The following is a 23,898-nucleotide window of genomic DNA, read 5'->3' on the forward strand; positions in this document are numbered from 1 at the left end:
CTCGAGAATTGAGGGCCCATGGGACAACCCACGCAGGAAGGTGACTCGTCGATCATTGTCGACCTCTCCGAGGCGGCGATGCACATGTACACAGCTGCGATCGACGCGTTGCCCTTCCCGGAGGACAAGAAGTTCCACAAGCGCGCCGATGTCGTTCTGTCGGGCATGCGGAAGCTACGCGCCGCGCTCACCGATGCGGCAAGTACCAGCAGGCCCTCACCCGCGGTGATCGTGGCACTCAGCAATGTACGGCGGCGTTACGACTCGCTGATGGCACACGCCGCCACCGCTCCTGGATCGAGTTTGGGTCAGCAGTTGTACGTCACGCGTATCGAGGCCAAGTTGTCCGCACGGGAAGTGGCCAACGGGGCCGGGCTTCGTGACGGTCGTCTCGACGAACTCGAGGCGGGTGGAACGCCCAACGACGACGAAGCCGCAAGGATCAAAGACGCTATCGCTGCCCTCGGCGGGGTGCCCGGCACCGAACACCAACAGCAACCCGAACCGGCTCATGAGGAGCCGGAGGAGTCACACGTCAACGGCTGGGACGAATCGCTCGTCGGGGAGAACGCCGGGTAATCAGCCGCCTTGCGGTGCGGGCGGTGCGCCCTCGGGCGGTGGCGGCTGCTGCGCTGGAGCCGCGAGCATGAACGGCACCGGTGCCGACCGCAGGTTGCCCAGCTGGACGATGAGGTTGTACGTACCCGGTCCGATCGGCTGACGCGGCAGCGGGCACTGCGGTGCCGAGCCCATACCCGTCCAGGTGACCTCAGTCGTCACCTGCTCGCCGGGCTGGAACGTCTTGACCAGAGTCTCGTTAGACGGCGCGCAGTCGAGGTTGGACCACAGCCGGATGTTGTCGAGCGAGTACACGTATGCGGCGAGCACCGCGGCGCCGACATCACGCCGGCAGGCCACCAGCCCGATGTTGGTCACGACCATCGTGAACTTGGGCTGTTCGCCGACGATGTACTGCGGCTGGTTGGTGATGCCCTTGACTGCAAGTGTGGAGTCCGGGCAGTCGTCGCCCTCTTTGAGGACCGGCGGAGGCATCACAGCCGCAGTCGGGGTGGGCGTGGGCGGCGGGATCTGCTGGGCGGGCGGCACCACGACGGGCGTCTTGATCTCGGGATTCTCACCGGGCAGTGGCGTCGGCGCGGCGGCTGGGGCGGGCGCCGGCTTCTCTGCGACCTTGTTCTGGGTACCTGTGCTGTTCACGACGACCATCACCACGACGGCGGCGATGACGCCGATCACGAGTACCGCTATGCCCAGCGCCAATGCTCTGCGTCGCCAGTAAATCTGCGACGGTAGGGGGCCCTGCGGTTCCAGATCCAGCACAACCCTCACGGTAAGGCCAGGTCACGCCACCTCGTCCGAGGTGGCCCGGCGTGTCGCGCGTCAGCCTTCGCCGAGATCACCCAGATGATCCCGCAACACCACGCGGCCGTCGGCCAAGTGGTACGTGAGCCCGACGATGGCTACGGTGCCCGCGGCCAGCCGTTCGGCGATGGACGCGGAACGGACCCGCAGCTGCGTGACAGTGTCGTTCACGTGGCGGGTTTCGAACTCGTCGACCCGCGTCAGCCCGGCATGGCGGCCCTGCAGGATGGACGGCGTGACCCGCTCCACGATGTCGCGCACGTAACCGCTGGGCACCTCGCCGTCGTCGATCGCCGACAGCGTCGCCTTCACGGCGCCGCAGCTGTCGTGTCCCAGCACGACGATCAGTGGCACATTGAGCACTGTCACGGCGTATTCGATCGAGCCGAGCACCGCCGAGTCGATGACATGGCCGGCGGTGCGCACCACGAACATGTCGCCGAGACCCTGATCGAAGATGATCTCGGCCGCCACGCGGCTGTCGGCGCAGCCGAACACCACCGCGGTGGGTTTCTGTGCCCCGGCCAACCGCGCCCGGTCCTCGATGCTCTGGCTGGGATGTTCGGGCTCGCCCGCAACGAAGCGCTCGTTACCCTCCTTGAGTGCTTTCCACGCGGTCACGGGGCTGGTGTTTGGCATGACCGACATTGTGCCGCAGCTGCTCGATTGGTATGACCTCGAGCAGCGCGACCTGCCGTGGCGGCGGGACGGCGTCACGGCGTGGCAGATCCTGGTCAGCGAGTTCATGTTGCAGCAGACGCCGGTCTCCCGCGTCGAGCCCATCTGGCTGGACTGGGTGGCGCGCTGGCCGACGCCGTCGGCGACTGCCGCCGCGAGTGCGGCCGACGTGTTGCGAGCCTGGGGGAAACTCGGCTATCCGAGGCGGGCCAAGCGGCTGCATGAATGCGCGACCGTGATCGCCACCGCACACGGTGACGTGGTGCCGTCGGACGTGGAGACGCTATTGACCCTGCCGGGCGTCGGCGCCTACACGGCCCGAGCCGTCGCGTGCTTCGCGTACCGGCAACGCGTGCCGGTCGTCGACACGAACGTGCGCCGCGTGGTGGCCAGGGCCGTGCACGGACGGGCCGCCGCCGCGGCATCGTCGTCAGGACGGGATCTCGACGACGTCGAGGCATTGTTGCCGAATGAACTTCTGGCCCCGCAGTTTTCGGTTGCGTTGATGGAGTTCGGGGCGACCGTGTGCACTGCGCGCGCTCCACGTTGCGGGCTGTGCCCGCTGAGCGCGTGCGCGTGGCGGTCGGGCGGTTTTCCGGCGGGCTCGGTGACGCGGCGGGTGCAGCGGTATGCCGGCACGGACCGCCAGGTGCGCGGTCGGCTGCTGGATGTGTTGCGGGGCAACGACTCTCCAGTCACCCGCGCGCAGTTGGACGTCGCATGGCTGTCCGACACCGCGCAGCGCGACCGCGCGCTGGACTCGTTGCTCATCGACGGGCTTGTCGAGCAGACGGCCGACGGCCGTTTCGCTCTGGCAGGCGAAGGCGGCGACTAGCCTGAGGATGTGGCGCAGGCTCCGCGCACCCGCTACGCCAGTTGTGGCGACATGGACATCGCCTACCAGGTCTTCGGCGAAGGCCCGGTCGATCTGCTTGTGACGCCCGGGCCCTTCGTTCCGATCGATTCGATCGACGCGGAACCGTCGATGTATCGCTTCCATCGCCGCCTTGCATCCTTTGGCAGGGTGATCAGGTTCGATCAGCGCGGAATGGGCATGTCATCGCGCGTTCCCTCGATCGACGTGATCGGGCCGAAGGGCTGGGCCGAGGACGCGATCGCGGTGATGGACGCGGTCGGATGCGAACAGGCGACGATCTTGTCGTCTAGCTTCAACGCCACTGGCGCGCTCGTTCTGGCCGCCGATTATCCCGAGCGCGTGCGCGGGCTCGTCGTCGTGAACGGTGCTGCCCGCGTGCTGTGGGCGCCCGACTATCAATGCGGCGTCAAGGGAAACAGCGTCAATCGGTGGGAGGTCGCGTTGGAGCCCGATGCGCTCGAGCAGGGCTTTGACGTTCTCGAGTCCATCGCGCCGACGGTCGCGGGCGACAATGCATTCCGTACTTGGTGGGACCAAGCCGGCAATCGTTCAGCATCGCCGAGCATGGCCCGAGTGGTGAGTCAGATAGTGGTCGAGGCGGATGTGCGCGACAGGCTCGCCGCCATCAGCGCGCCGACTCTCGTTCTGCATCGCGAAGACGCCAGCTTCGTCGAGGTCGGGCACGGCCGCTATCTCGCCGAGCACATCGCGGGATCGCGCTACGTCGAGCTGCCCGGCGCGGATTCGCTGTACTGGGTCGGCGATACCGCGCCGATGCTCGACGAGATCGAAGAGTTCGTCACCGGCGTGCGTGGCGGCTTCGAGGCCGAACGTGTACTCACCACAATCGTTTTCACCGATATAGTCGGCTCAACACGGCGCGCCGCAGCCCTCGGCGACCACCGCTGGCATGACCTGCTGGACAACCACGACCGCGTCGTCCGCCACGAACTGGAGCGGTACCGCGGCCACGAAGTCAACACGGCCGGAGACGGATTCGTTGCGACCTTCACCAGTCCGAGCGTCGCGATCGATTGCGCCGACGCGATCGTCGACGCGGTCCGCTCACTCGGAATCGAGGTGCGGGCGGGCATCCATGCGGGTGAAGTCGAAGTGCGCGGCAACGACATCGCCGGCATGGCCGTGCACATCGGTGCGCGCGTAGCGGCGCTTGCCGGTCCCAGCGAGGTGCTCGTGTCGTCGACCGTGCGGGAGATCGTCACTGGATCGCGACGCCAGTTCGTCGAGCGAGGTGAGTACGAACTCAAGGGCGTGCCGGGGCAATGGCGGGTGCACGGGCTCGTGCGTGAGAACGCGGAGGTCAAGCGGTAGCAGCGGCCTCTTCGCACGGACCATTGCAGGAGAATCGGCGCCGGTAATCCGACGGGGTCACGCCGATGACCCTGCGGAAGTGGTGGCGCAACAGCGTCGCGGTCCCGAAGCCCGATTTGTCGGCGATCCGGTCGATGTCGAGGTCGGTTTCCTCCAGCAGCCGGCGCGCGTAGAGCACCCGCTGGTCGGTGACCCACTGCATGGGCGTGCGCCCGGTCTCCTCGACGAACCGCCGGGCGAACGTGCGCGCCGACATGTTGACCCTGCGGGCCAGTGTGGTGACCGTGAGCGGCTTGTCGAGATTGCTCAGCACCCAGTCGAGGTGCGGCGCAAAGCCTTCCGAACAGCGGACTGGAATCGGCTGGTCGATGTACTGACGCTGACCGCCGTCGCGTTGGGGCGGCACCACCATCCGGCGTGCGATCTTGTTGGTGACCTCGCTGCCAAGCTCCCGGCGCACCAGGTGTAGGCAGGCGTCGATGCCCGCGGCTGTGCCTGCACTGGTGATCAGATTGCCGTCGTCAACGAACAGCACGTTGCGGTCGACGTTGGCCGTCGGGTACATCCGGGCCAGTTCGTCGGCGTGCATCCAGTGCGTGGTGCATGGCCGCCCGTCGAGCAGCCCCGCCGCACCTGCGACGAACGCCCCCGAGCAGACCGTGAGGATGATGGAGCCGGAATCGGCGGCCTCCCGGACGGCCTTCAACGCCTCGGGTAGATAGCCGTCGTTTTGAGCACTGATCGCCGGGATGGCCACCAGGTCGGAGCCGACCAGCCCGTTGAGGCCGCACTCAGGTGTCAGGGTTGCGCCGACTGACGTCCGGATCGGCTTGCCCGGCTCGGGTCCGCAGACCTTGAAGTCGAAGTTCGGAACACCGTCGGCGGAGCGGTCGATGCCGAACACCTCGCAGATCACGCCGAACTCAAAAATCGCTAGACCGTCCAGCACCAGCGCCGATACGCTCTTTATTGCCATGGCAGCATTTTATCGCACGATGTCGTTCCTGCCACTGTTGGCGGGATATTGATGAGCGGAGCATTACTGCCATGACCACTGCACTGACCTTTCTCATCCTGATCGCCCCGTTCGCGGTGGCAGCGGCGCTCAGCTGGGCCGCCCATCGCTCGGACTCGCTTCGCATCCGGTTCGACCAGTTCCGGGGGTCCGCGCCGATGGTGGGCCGCTTGTTCGAGGACGACCGCGACGGATTTCGCATCGCGCACGACGTCGACGCCATCCGCACACGCTTCGAGAAGGAGCCGTTCTGGCCCGCCTCAGGCGCTGTGGGCGAGCGTCGCTAGGAACGATTCGACCGCTTCTTGGTAGATCTGCGGCGCGTCGTCGTGGATCAGATGACCGGCTCCGGGCACGTGCAAATACGTTGCCTGGTAGCCGGTCTCGTACATTTCGCGCATCTGACCCGGCGGTGTGACGGAGTTGCCCGCCTCGATGAGCAGCGAGGGCTTCCGCACCGCCTTCCACTGCTTCCAGTAGTCGCGCGTGCCCCATTCGGCGGCGATCTCGATCCAATAGCCGGGATGCCCGTGCAACCGCCAGCCCGTCGCGGTGCGCTCGAACGCGTCCATGAAGTACTGGCCGGCTACCGGCCCGAATTCGTCGTAAAGCTTTTGCGCAGAGCTGAATTCGACTGGCAGCGCATGCAGCCACGGTTCCCACGGGCCAGTCGTGCGCCCGCGGAAATCGGGCGACATGTCCTCCACCACCACAGCGGTGACCAGATCCGGCTGTGCCGCCGCCAGACACCACGAATGCAGCGCGCCCATCGAGTGGCCGACCAAAACGGCAGCCCGGCCCAGCTCCGCAACCGCCTCGCCGAGATCCTCGACGAACCGTTCGGTGCTGATCGGATACGGGCCGGTGATATCGCGGCCGCGATGCCACGGCGCGTCGTAGGTGTATACCTCGCCGAGTCGCGTGAGCCACGGCAGCTGGCGCGACCACGTGCTGCCCCGCCCCATCAGGCCGTGTACCAGCACGAGCGGCTCACCATGACCGCCGCGTGGGGTGAGGAGTCGCATGCCGACATCATGCACATCACGGTTCGGTAACCTTGCCGCATGCCCGTCGTGAAGATCAACGCAATCGAGGTCCCGCCCGACGCAGGCCCCGAACTGGAGAAACGGTTCGCCAACCGCGCACATGCAGTCGACAACCAGCCGGGTTTCCTCGGCTTCCAGCTGCTACGCCCAGTCAAGGGCGAAGACCGATACTTCGTCGTCACGCAATGGGAGTCCGAAGAGGCGTTCCAGGCGTGGGCGACCGGTCCTGCCGTCGAGGCTCACGCCGGTCAGCGGGCCAACCCCGTGGCCACGGGCGCATCGCTGCTCGAGTTCGAGGTTGTGCTGGACGTTGCAGGGACCGGCGCGAAGGCGTAACGCAGGCCGGGTGCGACGAGCGGCCTGCCTCACGGTTGCGGTGGTTCTCGTCGTCGCACTGGCCTGCGGTTGCGCCAACACCGGAACGGCCCCCACGGCCGATGCCGCGTACGGCGTGCCCATCGACATCAACACGCCTCAGGGCCTTCGGGCCAAGCAGACCATGGACATGGTCAACTCCGACTGGCCGATCGGCACCGTCGGGGTGCGCACGATGGCTGCCCCGCAGCAGGTCAACAGCATCACCAGCGCAATGGGCAATCTGTGGTTGGACCGACCGATCACCGTTGCCGGCATCGAGGTCGGCGCGGGCGTCGCGACGCTGCACACGCTGAACCCCTACGGCGCGGCACAAGACATCGAACTGCGCACCAATGCCGAAGGCATGGTCGACCGGTTCGCGGTGAAACTGATGCCGCCCGTGATCAAGAATTGGGCAGACATCGACTCGGAGCTGACCAAGTCGGGAGCGCGCTACTCGTATCAGGTGTCGAAGGTCGTCAAAGATGGCCCGGCCGGGAAGTGCGTCTCAATCGCCGGCACCAACACCGACCTATCGCTACCTCTCGCTTCGATCTTCAAACTCTATGTGCTGCTTGCGGTTGCGGAAGCGATCAAGGCAGGAACCGTGAGTTGGAACGACTCGCTGACCATCACCGAACAGGCCAAGACGGTCGGATCGGCGGGCCTCGAGGAACTGCCCGCCGGTGCGCAGGTGTCGGTGCGCAAGGCGGCACAGGAGATGATTTCGGCCAGCGACAACATGGCCACCGACCTGCTGATCGAACGGCTGGGACCCGGCGCGGTCGAGCGTGCCCTGATGGCGGCAGGGCACCACGACCCGGCCAGCATGACGCCGTTCCCGACGATGCACGAGTTGTTCTCCGTCGGCTGGGGCGAGCCGGATCTGCGTGAGCAGTGGAAAAATGCCTCTCCGCAGGACCGAGCCAAGCTGCTGCAGCAAACGAATTCCCGTCCGTTTCAACCGGATCCGAACCGCACACACACACCGGCGTCTCCCGACGGGGTCGAGTGGTACGGCAGCGCCGCCGATATCTGCCGGGTACACGCCGCGCTGCAGGCTGCGGCCGTCGGCGACGCCGCGCCGGTCAAGCAGATCCTTTCGGCCATACCCGGTATCGAGCTGGACAAGTCGAAGTGGTCGTATATCGGCGCCAAGGGCGGAAACCTGCCCGGCGACTTGACCTTCAGCTGGTACGCCGTCGACCACACCGGACAGCCCTGGGTGGTGAGCTTCCAGTTGAACTGGCCGCATTTCTATAGTTCGACCGCGGCGAGCTGGCTGCTGTCGATCGTGCATCAGACTTTCGATCTGGTCCCGATCGCCTAGCGGGTTGAGTCGTTAATTCCGCGCCGCTTCTTCGCATTTGCGGTGAGACTCTAGTTGTCGTAGATAAGTGCGAGTAGCGGCCGCGATAACCACAGTCTCGACAATGCTGCATGCCCGCGTTCGCCGGAATCTGCCACAGAACTTGTGAATCGGGACACTAGAGGGTCGACCGTAGCGTCCAGGCGTGCCCGCGGAAGTGCATCACCGTGCGGCTCGCGGGGGCAACATCGATGCGCCAGAACGATATTGGAGGCGCGTCGAGCGCCACCAATATCGCCGCGCGGATCACCGCAGGGTGGGTGACGGCGACCAGCCGGATGCGGTTGGCGGTCAGTGAATCCATCCACGCACGCACCCGGCTGATCAGCTCGACGACGGACTCGCCTCCGTGCGGGGCGCGCGTCGGGTCGGTCAGCCAGATCGCCAGATCGGCCGCAATCACACCGCCAAGCACGTCACCTCGCCAGCGGCCGCAGTCCAGATCCGCCAGCCGGTTGTCGACACTGGCGTGCAGGCCGAGCAGCTCGGCCGTTTGCCTGGTGCGCTTCTCGGGTCCGCAGTACGCGCGTTCAGTGACGCCAAGTTCAATCGACGTGTCGATCTGACGGTGGCCGACGGAGTTCAGCGGTTCGTCGGTGGGAAATCGTCCGGCTGCCATCGCATCCGTCATGGCGTGGGATACGAGGGTGAGCCGGACGACCTCGCTCACGCGCTGACGCTCTCCCGTCGTCGCGTTTCACCGAGCAGCCGCTGCGCCATCGAGGCGAACACGAGCCCGATGATCGCCCACAACACCAACTGCGTGCCCAACGAGTACAGGCGGAACTCGTAGAGAACGTCGGCGGGGAAATGGTCGGGCGTCTCGTCGATGGTCGGCAGCGCCAGCATCACGATCGCGATCGCCACGACATACGACCCCGCCGCGATCAGCGCGGCGCTCCACCCTCCGTACCGCTCCACCAGACTGCGGCCCACGTACACCGCCGCCACCAGGAGCGCCGCCGACAGCACGACCATCAGCAGATACAACAGCGTGCGCTGACGGATGGTCTCCTCCAGGCTGGCCGCCGGCGGGCTAGGCGGATACTTCAGGAACGGAATGACGTAGAGCGACAAGAACATTCCACCAGCAAGCAGCAGAGACAACAGCCGCGGCGCGATGTTGCCGACGCGTCCATAGGCCACGCAGTAGGCCACCGCGAACAAGGCGCCCATTGCGACGCCGAACGCCAGTACACCGAATCCCATGCCGATGTTGGCTTGTACCCCACGGCTGAACAATTCGACGCCATGCTCGTGACCGCCGTGATCGTGCAATTCCTCGAAGGCGATAGCCCGTTCGATCACCGGCTCGACGAAAGTGCGCGCAAAGAAGAATGCGAGCACGCCACCAATTGCGCCGGCCAGAACGCCGCGCGCGATTATTCGTTTTTCCATTCTCGGCTCGCGCTCAGTGGCAGGGGAAGCCGAGCAGGTGGCGAGCGTCGTGCACGAATTCGTGCACATACATGTTGTCGCCGAACACCGACGTCGCGCCCTGGTCAAGGCCGACGAAGTACAGCACCACCAACGCCAGGAACGCCGTCAGCGACAGCCACAGCGCCGCCTTGGCCACCGACAGATCGACGGCCGGTGCGACGGTCTTGCGTGCCTCGGGAGAGGTCATGACATTTCCTTTCCGGGATTTCGCGTCCCAGTTTCCACACGGCGAGCCGTGCATCTCGCAGAAGTGATGGCGGACGTCGGGTCTGACTGTCACAGTGGCGCGACCGTTCTGGAGTCTCACCAGATTCCTTCGCCCGCCGATTACAGCAGCATCGTAACTAAGACGTCTAGCCTCCGGCGCCGTATCCCAATTGCTGGGCGGTGTACTTCGCCCCGTCCGTCACCGGGACGGCTTGCACCGCCGTGCCGTAGGCGCAGATCTCGGTCCACACGTCGCCGAGTTCGGTGGTGTCGAAACGCATTGCGACGATCGCGTTGCCACCGCGTGCGCGGGCCTCGGCGATCAGCCTGCCCATGGCCTCGTTGCGGCTATCGGCGAGGTTCTTTGTCATGCCCTGCAGTTCGCCGCCGAACATCGATTTGAACCCTGCACCGATTTGGGCGAACGCGTTGCGGGAACGGACGGTCAGCCCGAACACCTCGCCGCATACCCGCTGGATCTCCCATCCGGGAAGGTCGTTGCTGGTGACAATAAGCACTGCGCACGCACTCCTTTTCTGACACGAAAAACGGGCGGCTACCCGGTGAGAGGGTAACCGCCCGCTTTTGTTGTAGTCCCAACTTGCGCGGGGGCCCAGTTACTCTGCGGCCGCCGCGCTCGGCGCGCCCGCAGCGCCAGCCTTCTCCAGTTCCGGCTCGGCCGGCTTGGCCGGCTTCTTGGTTCCGGCGAACGTGAACACCGCGTCCTCGCCGGTGCCCTCGCCGTCCCAGTTGTCGACGTCGACCTTGACGAGCTGGCCGGGTCCGACCTCCTCGAAGAGGATCTTCTCCGACAGCGCGTCCTCGATCTCGCGCTGGATCGTGCGACGGAGCGGGCGAGCTCCCAGCACGGGATCGAACCCGCGCTTGGCGAGCAGAGCCTTGGCCTTGTCCGTCAGCTCCATGGCCATGTCCTTGCCCTTGAGCTGCTTTTCCACCCGCGTGATCATCAGGTCGACCATCCGGATGATCTCGTCGCGAGTCAGCTGGTGGAAGACGATGATGTCGTCGATGCGGTTGAGGAACTCCGGCCGGAAGTGCTTCTTCAGCTCGTCGTTGACCTTCTGCTTCATCCGCTCGTAGTCGTTCGCACCGCCGCCTTGGCTGAAGCCCAGGCCGACAGCCTTCGAGATATCGGATGTGCCGAGGTTCGACGTGAAGATCAGCACCGTGTTCTTGAAGTCGACCGTGCGACCCTGACCGTCGGTCAGGCGGCCGTCCTCGAGAACCTGCAACAGGCTGTTGTAGATCTCCTGGTGCGCCTTCTCGATCTCGTCGAACAGCACAACCGAGAACGGCTTGCGCCGCACCTTCTCGGTGAGCTGGCCGCCTTCCTCGTAGCCGACGTAGCCCGGAGGGGCACCGAACAGCCGCGAGGCGGTGAAGCGGTCGTGGAACTCGCCCATGTCGATCTGGATGAGCGCGTCCTGGTCGCCGAACAGGAACTCCGCCAGCGCCTTGGACAGCTCGGTCTTACCGACGCCGGAGGGGCCGGCGAAGATGAACGAGCCCGACGGGCGCCGTGGATCCTTCAGGCCGGCACGGGTGCGGCGGATCGCCTTGGAGACGGCCTTGACGGCATCCTCCTGGCCGATGATCCGCTTGTGCAGCTCGTCCTCCATGCGCAGCAGCCGAGTCGTCTCCGCCTCGGTCAGCTTGAACACGGGGATACCGGTCCAGTTGCCCAGAACCTCGGCGATCTGCTCGTCGTCGACCTCGGCGACCACGTCAAGATCACCTGAGCGCCACTGCTTCTCGCGCTCGGCACGCTGCGCGACCAACTGCTTTTCCTTGTCGCGCAGACTTGCCGCCTTCTCGAAGTCCTGCGCGTCGATCGCGGACTCCTTCTCACGGCGGGCCTCGGCGATCTTCTCGTCGAAGTCACGAAGGTCTGGCGGCGCCGTCATCCGACGGATCCGCATCCGGGCACCGGCCTCGTCGATCAAGTCGATGGCCTTGTCCGGAAGGAAGCGGTCGTTGATGTAGCGGTCGGCGAGCGTGGCCGCCGCGACCATCGCGGAGTCGGTGATCGACACCCGGTGGTGCGCCTCGTACCGATCGCGCAGACCCTTGAGGATCTCGATGGTGTGCTCGACCGTCGGCTCGCCGACCTGCACCGGCTGGAACCGGCGTTCCAGAGCGGCGTCCTTCTCGATGTACTTGCGGTACTCGTCGAGCGTGGTCGCGCCGATGGTCTGCAGCTCGCCGCGGGCCAGCTTCGGCTTCAGGATGCTGGCGGCGTCGATCGCGCCCTCGGCGGCACCCGCACCCACGAGCGTGTGCAGCTCGTCGATGAACAGGATGATGTCGCCGCGGGTGTTGATCTCCTTGAGCACCTTCTTCAGGCGTTCCTCGAAGTCACCGCGATACCTCGAGCCTGCCACCAAGGATCCCAGGTCAAGCGTGTAGAGCTGCTTGTCCTTCAGCGTCTCGGGGACCTCGCCGTGCACGATCGCCTGCGCAAGCCCCTCGACGACGGCGGTCTTGCCGACGCCGGGCTCGCCGATCAGCACCGGGTTGTTCTTGGTGCGGCGGGACAGCACTTGCATGACCCGCTCGATTTCCTTCTCGCGACCGATGACCGGGTCGAGCTTGCCCTCCATCGCGGCCGCGGTCAGGTTGCGGCCGAACTGGTCGAGCACCAGCGAGGTGGACGGGTTGCCCGCCTCGCCGCCGCGGCCGCCGGTGCCGGCCTCCGCGGTCTCCTTGCCCTGGTATCCGCTCAGCAGCTGGATCACCTGCTGACGCACGCGCGTCAGCTCGGCACCCAGCTTCACCAGAACCTGGGCGGCCACGCCTTCACCCTCACGGATCAGCCCGAGCAGGATGTGCTCGGTGCCGATGTAGTTGTGGCCGAGCTGCAGCGCCTCGCGCAGGGACAGCTCCAGTACCTTCTTGGCGCGCGGGGTGAAGGGGATGTGGCCGGACGGCGCCTGCTGGCCCTGGCCGATGATCTCCTCGACCTGGCTGCGCACGCCTTCCAGCGAAATGCCCAGCGACTCCAGCGACTTGGCTGCTACGCCTTCACCCTCATGAATGAGTCCCAACAGGATGTGCTCGGTCCCGATGTAGTTGTGGTTGAGCATCCGGGCTTCTTCTTGAGCCAGGACGACGACCCTGCGGGCACGGTCGGTGAATCTCTCAAACATCGGTGGTTACCTGCTCTCCATCAAAAGGCTCGGTTCTTTGCGCGGCACGCCGCGCCCGGACCCGTCACCCAAGTCTAGTGGGCGACCGCCACCCCTGCGTCGCGTGCCGGAGTTGTCGGACAAGCGAAGTTGGGAGGCTATGCGTGCCAAAGGCCCTGTACCTGGCGCGCTACACGTAGCAACGCCCATGTTGAGGAAAACGTTTCCGGACCTGATACCGCGACTGGTTCGCCGCTAGCGAAAGGCAGCAGCAGTTGTCGTCCATACGGACGACGACTGGCAACGGCCGATTAGGTTGCCGCGTGGAATGCGTCGATGACGTCGGCCGGGATGCGACCACGGGTCGACACATTGTGTCCATTGCGCCGAGCCCATTCGCGGATCGCGGCACTTTGTTCGCGATCGATCGCCGCCCGCCCCCGGCCCGATCCAGCAGAACGCCCACGCCGACGACCACCAACCCGGCGGCCAGCATCGACCCATTGCTTCAGGTCGTTTCGAAGCTTTGCAGCATTCTTGGAAGAAAGGTCGATCTCATAGCTCACCCCGTCGAGCCCGAATTCGACCGTCTCATCGGCGCCACCTTCGCCGTCGAAATCGTCGACCAACGTGACGGTCACTTTCTTCGCCATTAGCTCACACTGACCCTTCTGCCTGCGCACTACAAGAGTAGATTAGTTCTCGAACCCCCGCACCAATGTGCCATATGGAGGCACCCCATTCAACAAGATTGAACAAGTTCTGAATCGAAGCAGTTCAGTTGATGTGTCGACGAACAATCGGGAACAAAACCGTATCCCTAATCGACAGTCCCGTCAAAGCCATCAACAACCGATCGATACCCATTCCGGTGCCCGTAGAGGGCGGCATCCCATACTCCAATGCCGCCAGAAAATCTTCGTCGAGAGCCATTGCCTCGTCGTCGCCGGCGGCCGCCGCGCGCACTTGCGCTTCGAACCTTTCCCGTTGGATTACCGGGTCGATCAGTTCCGAGTAGCCGGTCGCCAACTCGATGCGCCGGACGTACAGATCCCACTTCTCGGTGACGCCCTCAACGCTGCGATGAGGCGCGGTGAGCGGCGTCGTCTCCACCGGAAAGTCACGCACGAAGGTTGGTGCCCACAGCTTGTTACCAACCGTGTGCTCCCATAGTTCTTCGACCAATTTCCCGTGCCCGTAACCACGATCGCGCGGAATCTCAACGCCGAGACGGTCTGCAATCCCCCATAACTCATCCGCAGGAGTCTCAGGCGTGATCTGTTCTCCGAGAGCCTCGGACAGCGATGGATACATTTGTATCGAGTCCCATTCGCCGTCCAGATCGTAGATAGTGCCATCAGGCAGTGGCAGCTTTCTGGTACCGATCGCGTCGTCGGCAACCTCCTGAATAAGTTCGCGCGTGACGACCGCGGAATCGTCGTAGGTGCCGTACGCCTGATATGTCTCCAACATCGCAAATTCGGGTGAATGTGTGGAATCCGCACCTTCGTTTCGGAACACGCGATTCAACTCGAAGACCTTGTCGAAACCGCCTACCAAGCAACGCTTCAGGAAAAGTTCCGGAGCGATGCGAAGGTACAGGTCCGCGTCGAGCGCATTCGAGTGCGTCACGAACGGACGCGCGGCGGCGCCACCGGCCAGCGTCTGAAGCATTGGCGTCTCGACTTCGAGAAAACCGCGCCTCTGAAGCGCCTCGCGAACCGCACGCACCACCGCAACGCGTTGACGGGCAATGGTGCGAGCCTCGGGGCGCACGATCAGATCGACATAGCGCTGCCGCACCCGAGACTCTTCGCTCATCTCTTTATGAGCGACGGGAAGCGGCCGCAACGCTTTTGAAACAATTTGCCAAGAATCTGCAAGCACAGACAGTTCGCCTCGCCGCGAACTGATCACCTCGCCGTGGACATAAACGATGTCACCCAGGTCGACGTCAGACTTCCAGGCGTCGAGCGATTCCTGACCGACCCGATCCAGGCTGATCATCGCCTGCAGCGCCGTGCCGTCGCCTTCCTGGAGAGTTGCGAAACACAGCTTTCCGGAATTGCGCGCGAACATCACCCGGCCCGCGACGCCGACGATCTGGCCGGTTTCGGTGTTGGCCGCCAATTCCGGATAGGCCTGACGGATCTCGGCCAGGGTATGGGTGCGCGCAACCTCGATCGGGTAGGGCTGGCGTCCCTCCGCGAGCAGCCTTTCCCGCTTGGCCTGACGGATCCGGAACTGCTCGGGGACGTCGGACTCGGAGTTGGGCTGATCAGGAGAGGTCACGACTGGCCAGCTTAAATGAACGCATGGCCGATCCCGTCAACGCGGCGGCGCTGGCCGCCCTTGCCGACGAGCCGCTGGACTGGCGATTCAAAGGAATACCAACGTCATGGTTGGGCCGCACTGCTGCGCAGATCTGCGCTTCGGCCCCCAACCTTTTCGATGAAGGTGCAACGGGGCCCGTCTGCGTGCTGCGCGCCGACGCGCTGACGCACAACCTCACCACGATGGCGAACTGGTGTCGCGACCACAGTGTCGAGCTGGCGCCGCACGGCAAGACGCACATGGCGCCGCAGCTGTTCGCCCGCCAGCTCGCCGCCGGTGCCTGCGCGATCACGGCGGCCACGGTCAGCCAGATCCGGGTGTGTCGGGCGTTCGGCGTGCGCGACGTCGTGCTGGCCAACGAGCTGGTGGACGCGGCCGGACTGCATTGGCTGGCAGCCGAACTCGATGCTCATCCGGACTTTCGGCTGGTGTGCTGGGTAGATTCGGTTCGCGGTGTGGAACTGATGACCGATGCGCTGTCGGCGGCGGGGGCGCAGAGACAGCTCGACGTCTGCGTCGAGGTGGGCATGGCTGACGGCCGCACCGGATGCCGTGGACCAGCCGCTGTCGACGAGGTCGCGCAGGCGGCCGCCCGTTCGTCGCGGCTGCGACTTGTCGGAGTGGCCGGCTACGAGGCGGCGCTCGGGCACGACGTCACACCCGACGCGGTAGCCGTCGTGACCGGCTATCTGCTTCAGATGCGCGCAGCGGCGCTGCGACTGGCCCCATTGTTCGAGACGGATCGGGTGATCGTGACGGCCGGTGGCAGCACGTACTTCGAATCGGTCGCCGACGTGCTGACCGGCGAATGGCGCACCGTATTGCGCAGCGGCGCCTATCTGACGCACGACGACGGCCTATACGCCCGCACGTCACCTCTTCGCGACGCGCTGCGGCCCGCGCTGCAGGTGTGGGCGCAGGTGGTGTCACGCCCTGATCCAGAGCTTGCGGTGCTGACCATGGGCCGGCGCGACGTGTCGTTCGATCAGGATCTGCCGTCGCCGCTGAGTCTGCCCGGCAGCGTCGTCACCAAGCTCAACGATCAGCACGCCTATCTTCGACTGGGCGGCGTCGACCGCGCCGAGGTCGGCGACTGGCTGGGTTTTGGCATCTCACACCCGTGCACGACGTTCGACAGGTGGCAGCTCATCCCCGAGCTGGACGCCGACGATCGAGTGGTCGGCTTGATCCGCACGTTCTTCTAGTTAACGGGCCTGCTTGAGGCGGCCACGCTGGCTGTCTCGGTTGCGCTCGAACACCAGCCGCAGGCCGTCCAGCGTCAGATGCTCGTCGTAATGCTCGACCGAGCGCATATCGGGCAGCAGCAGCGGCGCGGTGTGCCCGGTCGCAACTACGGCGACGTCGTCGCCCGCGAATCCGTCGACGTCGTCGCGGATCCGCTGCACCAAACCGTCGACCAGCCCGGCGAATCCGAATATCGCGCCGGCCTGCATGCATTCGACGGTGTTCTTGCCGACGACCGATCGTGGCCTGGTCAGCTCGACCCGGCGCAGCGCAGCGGACCTGGCCGCGGCGGCATCTGAGGACACCTCGACTCCGGGAGCGATTGCGCCCCCGAGGAATTCGCCCTTGGCCGACACCACGTCGACACAGATGGACGAACCGAAGTCGACGACGATCGCGGCGGTGCCGTATTTGTGGTAGGCCGCCAGGCAGTTGACGATGCGATCGGCGCCGACCTCTTTGGGGTTGTCGACCAGCAGCGGGATGCCGGTGCGCACGCCGGGCTCGATCAATACGTGGGGCACCGACGGCCAATACTGCTGGAGCATTTCGCGCAGTTCGTGCATGACCGACGGCACCGTCGACAAGCCGGCCGCGCCGGTGAGCCGCTCGGAGTCATCGCCGATCAATCCGTCGATGGTCAGCGCCAGCTCGTCGGCGGTCACCTCGGATTCGGTGCGAGTCCGCCACTGCTGCACCACTTTGGCGTGGTCGCCGGAACCCGACACCAGACCCATGACGGTGTGGGTGTTGCGGACGTCGATCGCGAGAAGCACGGCTACATCACCCCTACTCGGGTCACTTCGTTCCTGCTCACCGTGGCGACATCAGCTCGGCCGCATCCGCCGGCACGTAGGCGGGGTCGGTCCCGAGGTCGATCTGCTTGTTGTCGGCGTCGACGAAAACCACGCGCGGCTGATACGTCCGCGCCTCGGCGTCCTCCATCGTGCCGTAGGCGATCAGGATCACCAGGTCGCCGGGATGCACGAGATGCGCTGCGGCACCGTTGATGCCGATCACGCCGCTGCCGCGCTCACCGGTGATCGCGTAGGTGACCAGCCGGGCGCCGTTGTCGATGTCGACGATCGTGACCTGCTCGCCCTCCAACAGGTCCGCGGCGTCCATCAAGTCGGCGTCGATGGTTACCGAGCCGACGTAGTGCAGGTCGGCCTTGGTAACCGTGGCACGGTGGATCTTCGATTTGAGCATCGTTCGTAACATCAGTTCCTCCAAGGCAATTCGTGACTGCCGGCTGAGCCGGCGATCTGTCCGGTGTCGTCCGACCCGACGCGTGGATGTCCGTCGGTGCCGGCGGTTGCTCCGATGTCAATGGCGATGTTGTCCAGCAGTCTGGTGCGGCCCAGTCGCGCCGCCAGCAGCATGCGGGCGATGCCTTCGGCCGGCGGCGGACCCAGCATGATGTCGCGCACCTGCAGGTAGTCGAGTTCGATGGCGGGCACCTCGTCGAGCACCGCGCGGGCGGCGTCCAATGCGGCCGACGTGCCGCCCGACGCGGCGTACATGCCGGCCAGCAGCGCCGCCGACAGTGCGCCCGCCTGCTCACGATCGACCTCGTTGAGATAGCGGTTGCGCGAGGACATCGCCAGCCCGTCGGGCTCGCGCACGATCGGCACCCCGACGATTTGGACGTCGACGTTGAGGTCGGCAACCATCTGCCGCACCAACACGAGCTGCTGGTAATCCTTCTCGCCGAAGAATGCCCGATCCGGGCGCACGATCTGCAGCAGCTTGAGCACGACGGTCAGCACGCCCGCGAAATGCGTTGGACGAGTGGCACCTTCGAGCTCCTCGCCGAGCGGGCCGGGATGTACGGAAGTGCGGGTGCCGTCGGGATACATGTCGGTGGCGGTCGGGGTGAACGCGATCTCGACGCCCTCGGCGCGAAGGGCTGCCAAGTCGTCGTCGAGTGTGCGCGGGTACGCGTCGAGGTCCTCACCGGCGCCGAACTGCAACGGGTTGACGAAGATCGACACCACCACGACCGCGCCCTGCACGCGCTTGGCGGCTCTGATGAGGGTGAGGTGGCCCTCGTGCAGAGCGCCCATCGTCGGCACCAGCATCACCCTGCGGCCGACCGTGCGCAGCGCCCGGGTGACGTCGGAGACTTCGCTCGGCCGGGAATACACGTTGAGCTCACCGGTGGTGAACTTCGGTGCTTTGCGATCGGTCATTTGTGTCCCGCTTCCCGGCTAGCGCCTGGAGCCACGGCAAGTACGGCCAACACGTCGTCGGGGGCATGGGCGCGCTGCGCGGTGCGCAGTGAGTTCGCCCGATATGCCTGCGCCAGTTCAGGATCCACCTCGGCGAACGCCCGCAGGTGGCCAGCCACTGCGGCCGCGTCACCGCGCGCGACGGGACCGGTCAGAGCCGCCTGGCCGCGTACAAGCGCATTCTCCAGCGACGCCCGAGCCAACGGACCGATCACGCGCTCAGCGATGCCGCCCGGCGCGTCGCCGACCAATTCCTGGCCGAGCAGCTCCTGTCCCCACAACGCCGACCGCAGCGCCTCGACGGCGTCGAGAAGCACAGTGACGACGTGGTTGCTCGCATGGGCCAGCGCTGCGTGGTACAGCGTGCGGGCGTCCTCGCGCACCCGGAACGGCTCTCCGCCGATCTCCAGCACCAACGACTGGGCGACGGCATACCCGACCTCGTCGGCGGCGGTGATACCGAAGCAGGTGTCGCGCAGGCGGTCGATGTCCTCGTCTGAACCGGTGAACGTCATCGCGGGATGGATGGCCAGTGGGATGCAGCCCTGCTCTGTCAGCGGGGCCAGCACGCCGATGCCGTTGGCTCCGGAGGTGTGGACGACGATGGTGCCCGGTCGCACCGCCTGCGTCGCTGCGAGGCCTGATACCAGCGAGGCCAGCTCGGCGTCGGGCACCGCGAGCAGCAAGAGTTCGGCCCGGCCTGCCACCTCGTCGACAGGCAACACTGCGGTGTCGGGGAGCCGGCGCTCGGCGCGCTGCCGCGACGCATGCGAGACGGCGCTGCATGCCACGACGACGTGGTCGGCGCGCTCCAGCGCCACGCCCAGCGCTGTACCCACCCGACCAGCGGAAATGATGCCGATCGTGAGTCGCGCCGGACGCAGTCCGTCTACCTGCTCCATCGCAGACGACCTCGCAAGTTCTGTGGTTCGCTCGTTCCGGTCCTGCGTTGCGGGTACCGGACGGTCGGGAAAAGGTTATCTCACTCTTCGCGTCGGCGGCGACGGCCGCCCCCGGTAGGCGTCGCTTGCAGCCTCGCGAGCAGCTCGGCAACGGACTGTCCACCGGTGTCCTCGACGCTGCGGTGCCGCGGCTGCGCGGGGGTGGGTGGCGGGGTGGGCTCCGGGTGCCGCAGCGCCTGCGGAGGTTCGGTGGCCAAAGTCGGCGGTGTGGGCGGACGCCCGGGATCGGTGGCTTCCGGCGGAGCGGAGTGGCGGCCACGGGGAGACTCGGCCGGCGGCGGCGACATCGTCGGCTGAGCCGGCGAATTGGATGCCGTCGGCTGAGCCGGCGAATTGGACACGGCGGGCTCGGTTGCCCTTCTCCTGCCGACATAGTCGCCGGCCGAGCCGTTGTCACCCGTCGGCTGAGCCGACGAATCGGGCACCGACGGCGAGATCCAGTTGCTGCCGGGTGTCCCCGCCGGTACCCACTGCCCCTCGGCGGGCGCGGGCTGCCAGTCCGTCGGCGGCGCTTGCGCGGCGACCGGCTCCGGTTCCGGGCGCGGCGGAGGCGGCGGAGGTGGTTCAGGGGCCGTCGGTGGTTGCTCCTGTTGCGGTGGCCGCCAAGGGAATTGGGGCTCGGGTGCCTGCTGCGGCGCCGGCTCAGGGGCAGGCGGCGTCCACACCCGCGGCGGCTCCTCTACCCGATGCCGCAGGCCCTCCTGCGCCAACTCCGACGGCCTGCGATGCGCACCGCCGAAGGTCGACGACGGTACCCATTCAGGCTCAGGCGGATGCGGTTCAGCGGGCACGTCGATGATCGGGCTCTCCTCGGTCCGGTCCTCGACGTCGTAACGATCCTCGGTGTCGATCCGGCTGGCGGTGACGCGGCCCGTGGTTTCGGCGTCGCGCGCCCAATCACTGTACGCGCGGACCGTGGTGCGTTCGTTCTCGATCGCGGGCCGGTGCGATAAGTCGGCGTCGAAGAGGATCTCCAAATTCGCGCGCAGCGCCGCCAATTCCGCCCTCAGTCCGGCCACCTCGTCGGCGGCCTGGGCTCGCAGCTCGGAGGCCAACTCGCGGCGCAGCTCGGTTTCGACGCTCAGCTCGTATTCGCGTCGCGCCGAGATCTCACGGTCCAGTTGGAGGTCGTAAACCAGCTTCAGATCGCGCACCTTGGCCTGGTCGACATCGCTCTGTCTGCGGTAGATGACCGATACGAACGCGGCCACTACCGCTGCCCACAACGCCAGGATGACGGCGAGCTTCAACAGCTCCACCCGGTTGGTGAACACCAGGGCAGAACTCGCCCCTATGGCGAGCACCAGCAACACCGTCAACAGCGCCCAACCCGGCCTGCGGCCGCCGCGCCGTGACCGGGCGCTGCGGGTCAGATCGGTCATGGGCCGACTGTACCCGCCACAGGTCGGCTCGCGTGTCGACCTCTCCGGCGATTCGGCAGGTAGAGCCTCCGGGCCAGCTACTCAGTGGCTCCGTCGGCGCTGTCGGGCGGTTCCTCCGGCGACTTGCAGCAATGCTGAAGCCACAGTGCGGCGATCACCAGCGCGAGCGCACTGGCGGCGGCCACGGCCGCCCCGGCGGTGTCCTCACCGGCCACCCGCAGACTGCTCCGGCGTGGCAAAAGATAGACCAACACAGCGATCCACCACCCGAGCACCAGCGCACCCACCCACGCCGACGCCTTAGCGATCAACACCGACCGCGCCACCGCTAGCGGATGCAGCCAGCCAGGCCCGTCGCCGATCTGTCCGTCGTTGATCTTGGACCGTATGTAGAAGGCCCAGCCCCCCTCGGCGACCGCCACCGCGAGCAGCGACACGCCCGTCCACAGGGTGATCGGCGGGAACCACCGGTACAACAGGACGACGAGCATGTAGCCCACCAGAGCAGCACCGGCCGCCGCGGCCGTCAGGTCACGTTTGCGGGTCGGCCCCATCAGGCGAGCACCAGGCCGGTCAGGTGCACCCCGTCTCGCTCGGCGGGATCGATTTCGGCGAGCAGCTTGTCGATGCGTCGCGGTCCGCCTGCCACTGTCAGTGTGGCGTCGGGTTCGACCGCCAGCCACGGGATCAACACGAACGCCCGCAGATGCGCCAACGGATGCGGCAGCGTCAGTCCTTCGTCGCGGGACGTCACTTCATGGTCGCTGTCATGGCATGTGACGAGATCAACGTCGAGGGTGCGTGGACCCCAGCGCTGACCGCGCACGCGGCCTGCGGCCTGCTCCAGCTCTTGGGCACGCCGCAGCCAGCCGTGGCCGTCGAGCGCGGGGTCGTCGGCGATCAGCACCGCGTTGAGGAATGCGCCCTGCTCGACGCCGCCCCACGGGTCGGTCTCGTACACCGGCGACACGGCGCGCACGGCACCGTCGAGTCCGTCGACGACGGATTGCAGCCGCGCCATCCGGTCGCCGACATTCGACCCGATCGACAGCACCACCCTGCTCATGCGCCGCCCCTGTCGCCGCGTCGCGACCGTCGCGCCACCACCGCCACATCCGAGAACTCCAGCGGAATGGGCGCGGCGGGCTTGTGTACGACGACCTCGACGGCGTGCACGCGCTCGTCGGTCATCACGCCCTCGGCGATATCGCCTGCCACCGCCTCGATGAGTTTGCGCGGCGGCCCGGCGACGATGTCGGCGGCCCTCTGTGCCAGCGTGCCGTAGTCCAGCGTGTCGGCGAGGTCGTCACTGGCGGCGGCCTGCGCCAGATCGATCCATACCGTGATGTCGACGACGAACTCCTGGCCGTCGCGGCGCTCGTGCTCGAACACACCGTGGTTGCCCCGAACCGTCAAGCCCCGCAACTCAATTCGATCAGCCATCGCGCCACGCCTCAAGCACTTTCAGCGCATCGACTGACGCACGTACGTCGTGCACCCGCACTCCCCACGCCCCGTGCAGACCGGCCAGCGCGGAGACCACCGCGGTCGCGGTCTCGCGTCCGTCCGGTGGCCGCGGTTCGCCGTCGGGACCCGCAAGCAGCGTGCCGAGGAAGCGCTTTCGCGATGCCCCGACCAACACGGGGATTCCGGTGGCGACGAACTCTGGCAGCGCACGCAGCAGTGCCCAATTGTGTTCTGCCGTCTTGGCGAATCCGAGCCCCGGATCGATGATCAGCTTGGCGGAATCCACGCCGGCAGACACTGCGACGTCGACGCTGGCCAGCAATTCGTCTCGCACCTCGCCTACCACGTCGCCATAGGCGGGCACATCGTGCGGGCGGTCAGCGCCGACCGACCGCCAGTGCATCAGCACCCACGGCACTTTCGCGTCGGCGATCAGCGGCGCCATGTTCACGTCGGCGCGGCCGCCGGAGACGTCGTTGACGATCCGAGCTCCGTTCTCGAGCGCAGCTTTAGCGACCTCGGCGTGCATGGTGTCGATGCTGACCGTAATGCCCTGTCCGGCAAGTTCTTTGATCACCGGCACAACGCGTGCGGTCTCGACCCGAGGATCGATACGGGTGGCGCCAGGGCGCGTCGACTCTCCGCCTACGTCGACGATTGCGGCCCCGTCGGCAGCTAGCGCAAGGCCGTGCTCGACGGCGCGGTCACGGTCGAGGAACACTCCTCCGTCGGAGAACGAGTCGTCGGTGACGTTCACGACCCCCATGACCTGCACGCGCGTCGGACTCACTTTCGCAAAATGAGATCCAGCGCCTCGGATCGTGACGACGCATCGCACTTGAACTGGCCGCGCACCGCCGATGTGGTGGTGACCGCTCCGGGCTTGCGCACGCCGCGCATCGACATGCACAGATGCTCAGCCTCCACAACCACGATCACGCCACGTGGATCCAGCTTGCGCATCAGCGCATCGGCGATCTGCGCCGTGAGTCGTTCCTGCACCTGCGGCCGCTTGGCATACAGGTCGACCAACCTTGCGATCTTGGACAGACCCGTGACCCGTCCGTCGACACCAGGGATGTAGCCGACGTGCGCGACCCCATGGAAGGCCACCAAGTGATGCTCGCAGGTCGAGTACAACGGGATCTGCTTGACCAGCACCAGCTCGTCGTGCTGCTCGTCAAAGGTGGTGTCCAGCACCGTGTCGGGGTCGGTGTAGAGCCCGGCGAACATCTCCTTGTATGCCCTCGCCACACGCGCAGGCGTGTCCTCCAGCCCGTGCCGGTCGGGGTTTTCCCCGACAGCGATCAGCAACTCCCGCACTGCGGCTTCCGCACGCGGTTGGTCGAATGCCGGGGTGGTGAACGTGGCCGAGTTGTTGTGCGACACCTGCTGAACCGCTCCTCGCGTGCGCGGGGTCATCGAGA

General features: G+C 66.2%; 28 protein-coding genes and 1 riboswitch. Of the genes, 7 read left to right on the forward strand and 21 right to left on the reverse strand.

All coding sequences use genetic code 11. The features are described 5' to 3' along the window. The first annotated feature begins 18 nt into the window (after window positions 1-18). A complete protein-coding gene (locus VJV41_RS23145; RefSeq protein ID WP_325337614.1) occupies window positions 19-579 on the forward strand; it encodes an XRE family transcriptional regulator in 561 nt (186 codons plus the stop codon). Here the strand turns inward: VJV41_RS23145 and VJV41_RS23150 are convergent, their stop codons facing one another. Both VJV41_RS23150 and VJV41_RS23155 read right to left on the reverse strand, forming a co-directional pair. Continuing rightward, window positions 580-1,341: a hypothetical protein gene (locus VJV41_RS23150; protein WP_325337616.1), complete on the reverse strand. Its 762-nt coding sequence runs from the start codon at window positions 1,339-1,341 to the stop codon at window positions 580-582. A 60-nt stretch (window positions 1,342-1,401) separates the two neighbouring features. Continuing rightward, window positions 1,402-2,022, reverse strand: a complete 621-nt coding sequence (locus VJV41_RS23155) for a carbonic anhydrase (protein ID WP_325337618.1) — start codon at window positions 2,020-2,022, stop codon at window positions 1,402-1,404. On the opposite strand from VJV41_RS23155, the gene VJV41_RS23160 reads away from it, so the two are divergent. Together VJV41_RS23160 and VJV41_RS23165 are read left to right on the forward strand one after the other, a co-directional pair. After that, window positions 2,021-2,896: an A/G-specific adenine glycosylase gene (locus VJV41_RS23160; protein WP_325337620.1), complete on the forward strand. Its 876-nt coding sequence runs from the start codon at window positions 2,021-2,023 to the stop codon at window positions 2,894-2,896. The two genes, VJV41_RS23155 and VJV41_RS23160, sit on opposite strands and share 2 nt — an antisense overlap. Window positions 2,897-2,905: 9 nt before the next feature. Then, complete coding sequence (locus VJV41_RS23165; RefSeq protein WP_325337622.1) at window positions 2,906-4,270, forward strand: adenylate/guanylate cyclase domain-containing protein; 1,365 nt, start codon at window positions 2,906-2,908, stop codon at window positions 4,268-4,270. Here VJV41_RS23165 and VJV41_RS23170 read toward each other — a convergent pair. Beyond that, the gene (locus VJV41_RS23170) at window positions 4,260-5,246 is read right to left on the reverse strand and encodes a GlxA family transcriptional regulator (RefSeq protein ID WP_325337624.1); all 987 of its coding nucleotides are present in this window, start codon (window positions 5,244-5,246) and stop codon (window positions 4,260-4,262) included. The genes VJV41_RS23165 and VJV41_RS23170 overlap by 11 nt on opposite strands. A 71-nt stretch (window positions 5,247-5,317) precedes the next feature. Between VJV41_RS23170 and VJV41_RS23175 the strand changes: the two genes are divergently transcribed. After that, a complete protein-coding gene (locus VJV41_RS23175) occupies window positions 5,318-5,572 on the forward strand; it encodes a hypothetical protein (RefSeq protein ID WP_325337626.1) in 255 nt (84 codons plus the stop codon). Here VJV41_RS23175 and VJV41_RS23180 read toward each other — a convergent pair. Beyond that, on the reverse strand, window positions 5,546-6,310 hold the full coding sequence (locus VJV41_RS23180) for an alpha/beta hydrolase (protein ID WP_325337628.1): 765 nt from the start codon (window positions 6,308-6,310) through the stop codon (window positions 5,546-5,548). The genes VJV41_RS23175 and VJV41_RS23180 overlap by 27 nt on opposite strands. Window positions 6,311-6,349: 39 nt before the next feature. Here VJV41_RS23180 and mhuD point away from each other — a divergent pair, with 39 nt between their 5' ends. Both mhuD and VJV41_RS23190 read left to right on the forward strand, forming a co-directional pair. Then, entirely contained in the window at window positions 6,350-6,667 is a 318-nt protein-coding gene (gene mhuD / locus VJV41_RS23185) for a mycobilin-forming heme oxygenase MhuD (RefSeq protein ID WP_325337630.1), read from the forward strand. 10 nt (window positions 6,668-6,677) lie between these two features. Beyond that, window positions 6,678-8,018: a serine hydrolase gene (locus tag VJV41_RS23190; protein WP_325337632.1), complete on the forward strand. Its 1,341-nt coding sequence runs from the start codon at window positions 6,678-6,680 to the stop codon at window positions 8,016-8,018. Window positions 8,019-8,175: 157 nt separating this feature from the next. Here the strand turns inward: VJV41_RS23190 and VJV41_RS23195 are convergent, their stop codons facing one another. The 7 genes from VJV41_RS23195 to lysS form a co-directional block, all read right to left on the reverse strand. After that, window positions 8,176-8,727, reverse strand: coding sequence for a histidine phosphatase family protein (locus tag VJV41_RS23195; protein WP_325337634.1), 552 nt, complete (start codon window positions 8,725-8,727; stop codon window positions 8,176-8,178). Next, window positions 8,724-9,455, reverse strand: a complete 732-nt coding sequence (locus VJV41_RS23200; protein WP_325337636.1) for a CbtA family protein — start codon at window positions 9,453-9,455, stop codon at window positions 8,724-8,726. Before VJV41_RS23200 ends, VJV41_RS23195 begins: the two co-directional genes overlap by 4 nt. Before the next feature lie 13 nt (window positions 9,456-9,468). Next, window positions 9,469-9,684: a CbtB domain-containing protein gene (locus VJV41_RS23205; protein ID WP_325337637.1), complete on the reverse strand. Its 216-nt coding sequence runs from the start codon at window positions 9,682-9,684 to the stop codon at window positions 9,469-9,471. Further along, window positions 9,668-9,855, reverse strand: a riboswitch (cobalamin riboswitch). It overlaps the preceding gene by 17 nt. Beyond that, entirely contained in the window at window positions 9,851-10,222 is a 372-nt protein-coding gene (locus VJV41_RS23210) for a YbjQ family protein (RefSeq protein ID WP_325337639.1), read from the reverse strand. Its footprint overlaps the riboswitch before it by 5 nt. Window positions 10,223-10,321: 99 nt before the next feature. Next, window positions 10,322-12,871: an ATP-dependent protease ATP-binding subunit ClpC gene (clpC1, locus tag VJV41_RS23215; protein WP_325337641.1), complete on the reverse strand. Its 2,550-nt coding sequence runs from the start codon at window positions 12,869-12,871 to the stop codon at window positions 10,322-10,324. 290 nt (window positions 12,872-13,161) lie between these two features. Next, a complete protein-coding gene (lsr2, locus tag VJV41_RS23220) occupies window positions 13,162-13,503 on the reverse strand; it encodes a histone-like nucleoid-structuring protein Lsr2 (RefSeq protein ID WP_325337746.1) in 342 nt (113 codons plus the stop codon). A gap of 124 nt (window positions 13,504-13,627) precedes the next feature. Continuing rightward, a complete protein-coding gene (gene lysS, locus VJV41_RS23225; protein WP_325337643.1) occupies window positions 13,628-15,142 on the reverse strand; it encodes a lysine--tRNA ligase in 1,515 nt (504 codons plus the stop codon). Window positions 15,143-15,165: 23 nt separating this feature from the next. Here lysS and VJV41_RS23230 point away from each other — a divergent pair, with 23 nt between their 5' ends. Beyond that, window positions 15,166-16,389, forward strand: coding sequence for an alanine racemase (locus VJV41_RS23230; protein ID WP_325337644.1), 1,224 nt, complete (start codon window positions 15,166-15,168; stop codon window positions 16,387-16,389). Here the strand turns inward: VJV41_RS23230 and VJV41_RS23235 are convergent, their stop codons facing one another. From VJV41_RS23235 to folE, 10 genes are all read right to left on the reverse strand, one after another. After that, entirely contained in the window at window positions 16,390-17,205 is an 816-nt protein-coding gene (locus tag VJV41_RS23235; RefSeq protein ID WP_325337646.1) for a type III pantothenate kinase, read from the reverse strand. A 37-nt stretch (window positions 17,206-17,242) separates the two neighbouring features. Then, window positions 17,243-17,650, reverse strand: a complete 408-nt coding sequence (gene panD / locus VJV41_RS23240; RefSeq protein WP_325337648.1) for an aspartate 1-decarboxylase — start codon at window positions 17,648-17,650, stop codon at window positions 17,243-17,245. Continuing rightward, the gene (gene panC, locus VJV41_RS23245; protein WP_325337650.1) at window positions 17,650-18,621 is read right to left on the reverse strand and encodes a pantoate--beta-alanine ligase; all 972 of its coding nucleotides are present in this window, start codon (window positions 18,619-18,621) and stop codon (window positions 17,650-17,652) included. Before panC ends, panD begins: the two co-directional genes overlap by 1 nt. Next, a complete protein-coding gene (locus VJV41_RS23250) occupies window positions 18,618-19,562 on the reverse strand; it encodes a Rossmann-like and DUF2520 domain-containing protein (RefSeq protein WP_325337652.1) in 945 nt (314 codons plus the stop codon). Before VJV41_RS23250 ends, panC begins: the two co-directional genes overlap by 4 nt. Before the next feature lie 80 nt (window positions 19,563-19,642). Then, window positions 19,643-21,004, reverse strand: a complete 1,362-nt coding sequence (locus VJV41_RS23255; RefSeq protein WP_325337654.1) for a DUF6779 domain-containing protein — start codon at window positions 21,002-21,004, stop codon at window positions 19,643-19,645. Between the two features lie 77 nt (window positions 21,005-21,081). Further along, window positions 21,082-21,558 (reverse strand): DUF3180 domain-containing protein, encoded by a 477-nt coding sequence (locus VJV41_RS23260; protein ID WP_325337656.1) that lies wholly within the window; start codon window positions 21,556-21,558, stop codon window positions 21,082-21,084. Then, a complete protein-coding gene (gene folK, locus VJV41_RS23265) occupies window positions 21,558-22,070 on the reverse strand; it encodes a 2-amino-4-hydroxy-6-hydroxymethyldihydropteridine diphosphokinase (RefSeq protein WP_325337658.1) in 513 nt (170 codons plus the stop codon). The genes VJV41_RS23260 and folK overlap by 1 nt, the downstream gene beginning before the upstream one ends. Further along, window positions 22,067-22,447 carry a dihydroneopterin aldolase gene (folB, locus tag VJV41_RS23270; RefSeq protein ID WP_325337660.1) on the reverse strand — a complete coding sequence of 127 codons (381 nt, stop codon included), beginning with the start codon at window positions 22,445-22,447 and terminating at the stop codon, window positions 22,067-22,069. Before folB ends, folK begins: the two co-directional genes overlap by 4 nt. Beyond that, window positions 22,440-23,261 (reverse strand): dihydropteroate synthase, encoded by an 822-nt coding sequence (folP, locus tag VJV41_RS23275; RefSeq protein ID WP_325337661.1) that lies wholly within the window; start codon window positions 23,259-23,261, stop codon window positions 22,440-22,442. Before folP ends, folB begins: the two co-directional genes overlap by 8 nt. Then, window positions 23,258-23,893 (reverse strand): GTP cyclohydrolase I FolE, encoded by a 636-nt coding sequence (gene folE / locus VJV41_RS23280; protein WP_325337663.1) that lies wholly within the window; start codon window positions 23,891-23,893, stop codon window positions 23,258-23,260. Before folE ends, folP begins: the two co-directional genes overlap by 4 nt. Between the last annotated feature and the right edge of the window lie 5 nt (window positions 23,894-23,898).

The organism is Mycobacterium sp., assembly GCF_035274705.1.
In the GTDB taxonomy this organism is placed as follows: domain Bacteria; phylum Actinomycetota; class Actinomycetes; order Mycobacteriales; family Mycobacteriaceae; genus Mycobacterium.

What these genes read in the sequence shown, in the direction of transcription:
- VJV41_RS23250 (WP_325337652.1), bottom strand. Translation starts at nt 19,562, where the DNA reads ATGGAGCAGGTAGACGGACTGCGTCCGGCGCGACTCACGATCGGCATC.
- mhuD (WP_325337630.1), top strand. Translation starts at nt 6,350, where the DNA reads ATGCCCGTCGTGAAGATCAACGCAATCGAGGTCCCGCCCGACGCAGGC.
- VJV41_RS23145 (WP_325337614.1), top strand. Translation starts at nt 19, where the DNA reads ATGGGACAACCCACGCAGGAAGGTGACTCGTCGATCATTGTCGACCTC.
- VJV41_RS23175 (WP_325337626.1), top strand. Translation starts at nt 5,318, where the DNA reads ATGACCACTGCACTGACCTTTCTCATCCTGATCGCCCCGTTCGCGGTG.
- VJV41_RS23230 (WP_325337644.1), top strand. Translation starts at nt 15,166, where the DNA reads ATGGCCGATCCCGTCAACGCGGCGGCGCTGGCCGCCCTTGCCGACGAG.
- VJV41_RS23260 (WP_325337656.1), bottom strand. Translation starts at nt 21,558, where the DNA reads ATGGGGCCGACCCGCAAACGTGACCTGACGGCCGCGGCGGCCGGTGCT.
- VJV41_RS23180 (WP_325337628.1), bottom strand. Translation starts at nt 6,310, where the DNA reads ATGCGACTCCTCACCCCACGCGGCGGTCATGGTGAGCCGCTCGTGCTG.
- VJV41_RS23200 (WP_325337636.1), bottom strand. Translation starts at nt 9,455, where the DNA reads ATGGAAAAACGAATAATCGCGCGCGGCGTTCTGGCCGGCGCAATTGGT.
- VJV41_RS23255 (WP_325337654.1), bottom strand. Translation starts at nt 21,004, where the DNA reads ATGACCGATCTGACCCGCAGCGCCCGGTCACGGCGCGGCGGCCGCAGG.
- folE (WP_325337663.1), bottom strand. Translation starts at nt 23,893, where the DNA reads ATGACCCCGCGCACGCGAGGAGCGGTTCAGCAGGTGTCGCACAACAAC.
- clpC1 (WP_325337641.1), bottom strand. Translation starts at nt 12,871, where the DNA reads ATGTTTGAGAGATTCACCGACCGTGCCCGCAGGGTCGTCGTCCTGGCT.
- VJV41_RS23170 (WP_325337624.1), bottom strand. Translation starts at nt 5,246, where the DNA reads ATGGCAATAAAGAGCGTATCGGCGCTGGTGCTGGACGGTCTAGCGATT.
- lsr2 (WP_325337746.1), bottom strand. Translation starts at nt 13,503, where the DNA reads ATGGCGAAGAAAGTGACCGTCACGTTGGTCGACGATTTCGACGGCGAA.
- folB (WP_325337660.1), bottom strand. Translation starts at nt 22,447, where the DNA reads ATGGCTGATCGAATTGAGTTGCGGGGCTTGACGGTTCGGGGCAACCAC.
- panC (WP_325337650.1), bottom strand. Translation starts at nt 18,621, where the DNA reads ATGACCGATCGCAAAGCACCGAAGTTCACCACCGGTGAGCTCAACGTG.
- VJV41_RS23205 (WP_325337637.1), bottom strand. Translation starts at nt 9,684, where the DNA reads ATGACCTCTCCCGAGGCACGCAAGACCGTCGCACCGGCCGTCGATCTG.
- VJV41_RS23160 (WP_325337620.1), top strand. Translation starts at nt 2,021, where the DNA reads ATGACCGACATTGTGCCGCAGCTGCTCGATTGGTATGACCTCGAGCAG.
- panD (WP_325337648.1), bottom strand. Translation starts at nt 17,650, where the DNA reads ATGTTACGAACGATGCTCAAATCGAAGATCCACCGTGCCACGGTTACC.
- VJV41_RS23155 (WP_325337618.1), bottom strand. Translation starts at nt 2,022, where the DNA reads ATGCCAAACACCAGCCCCGTGACCGCGTGGAAAGCACTCAAGGAGGGT.
- folK (WP_325337658.1), bottom strand. Translation starts at nt 22,070, where the DNA reads ATGAGCAGGGTGGTGCTGTCGATCGGGTCGAATGTCGGCGACCGGATG.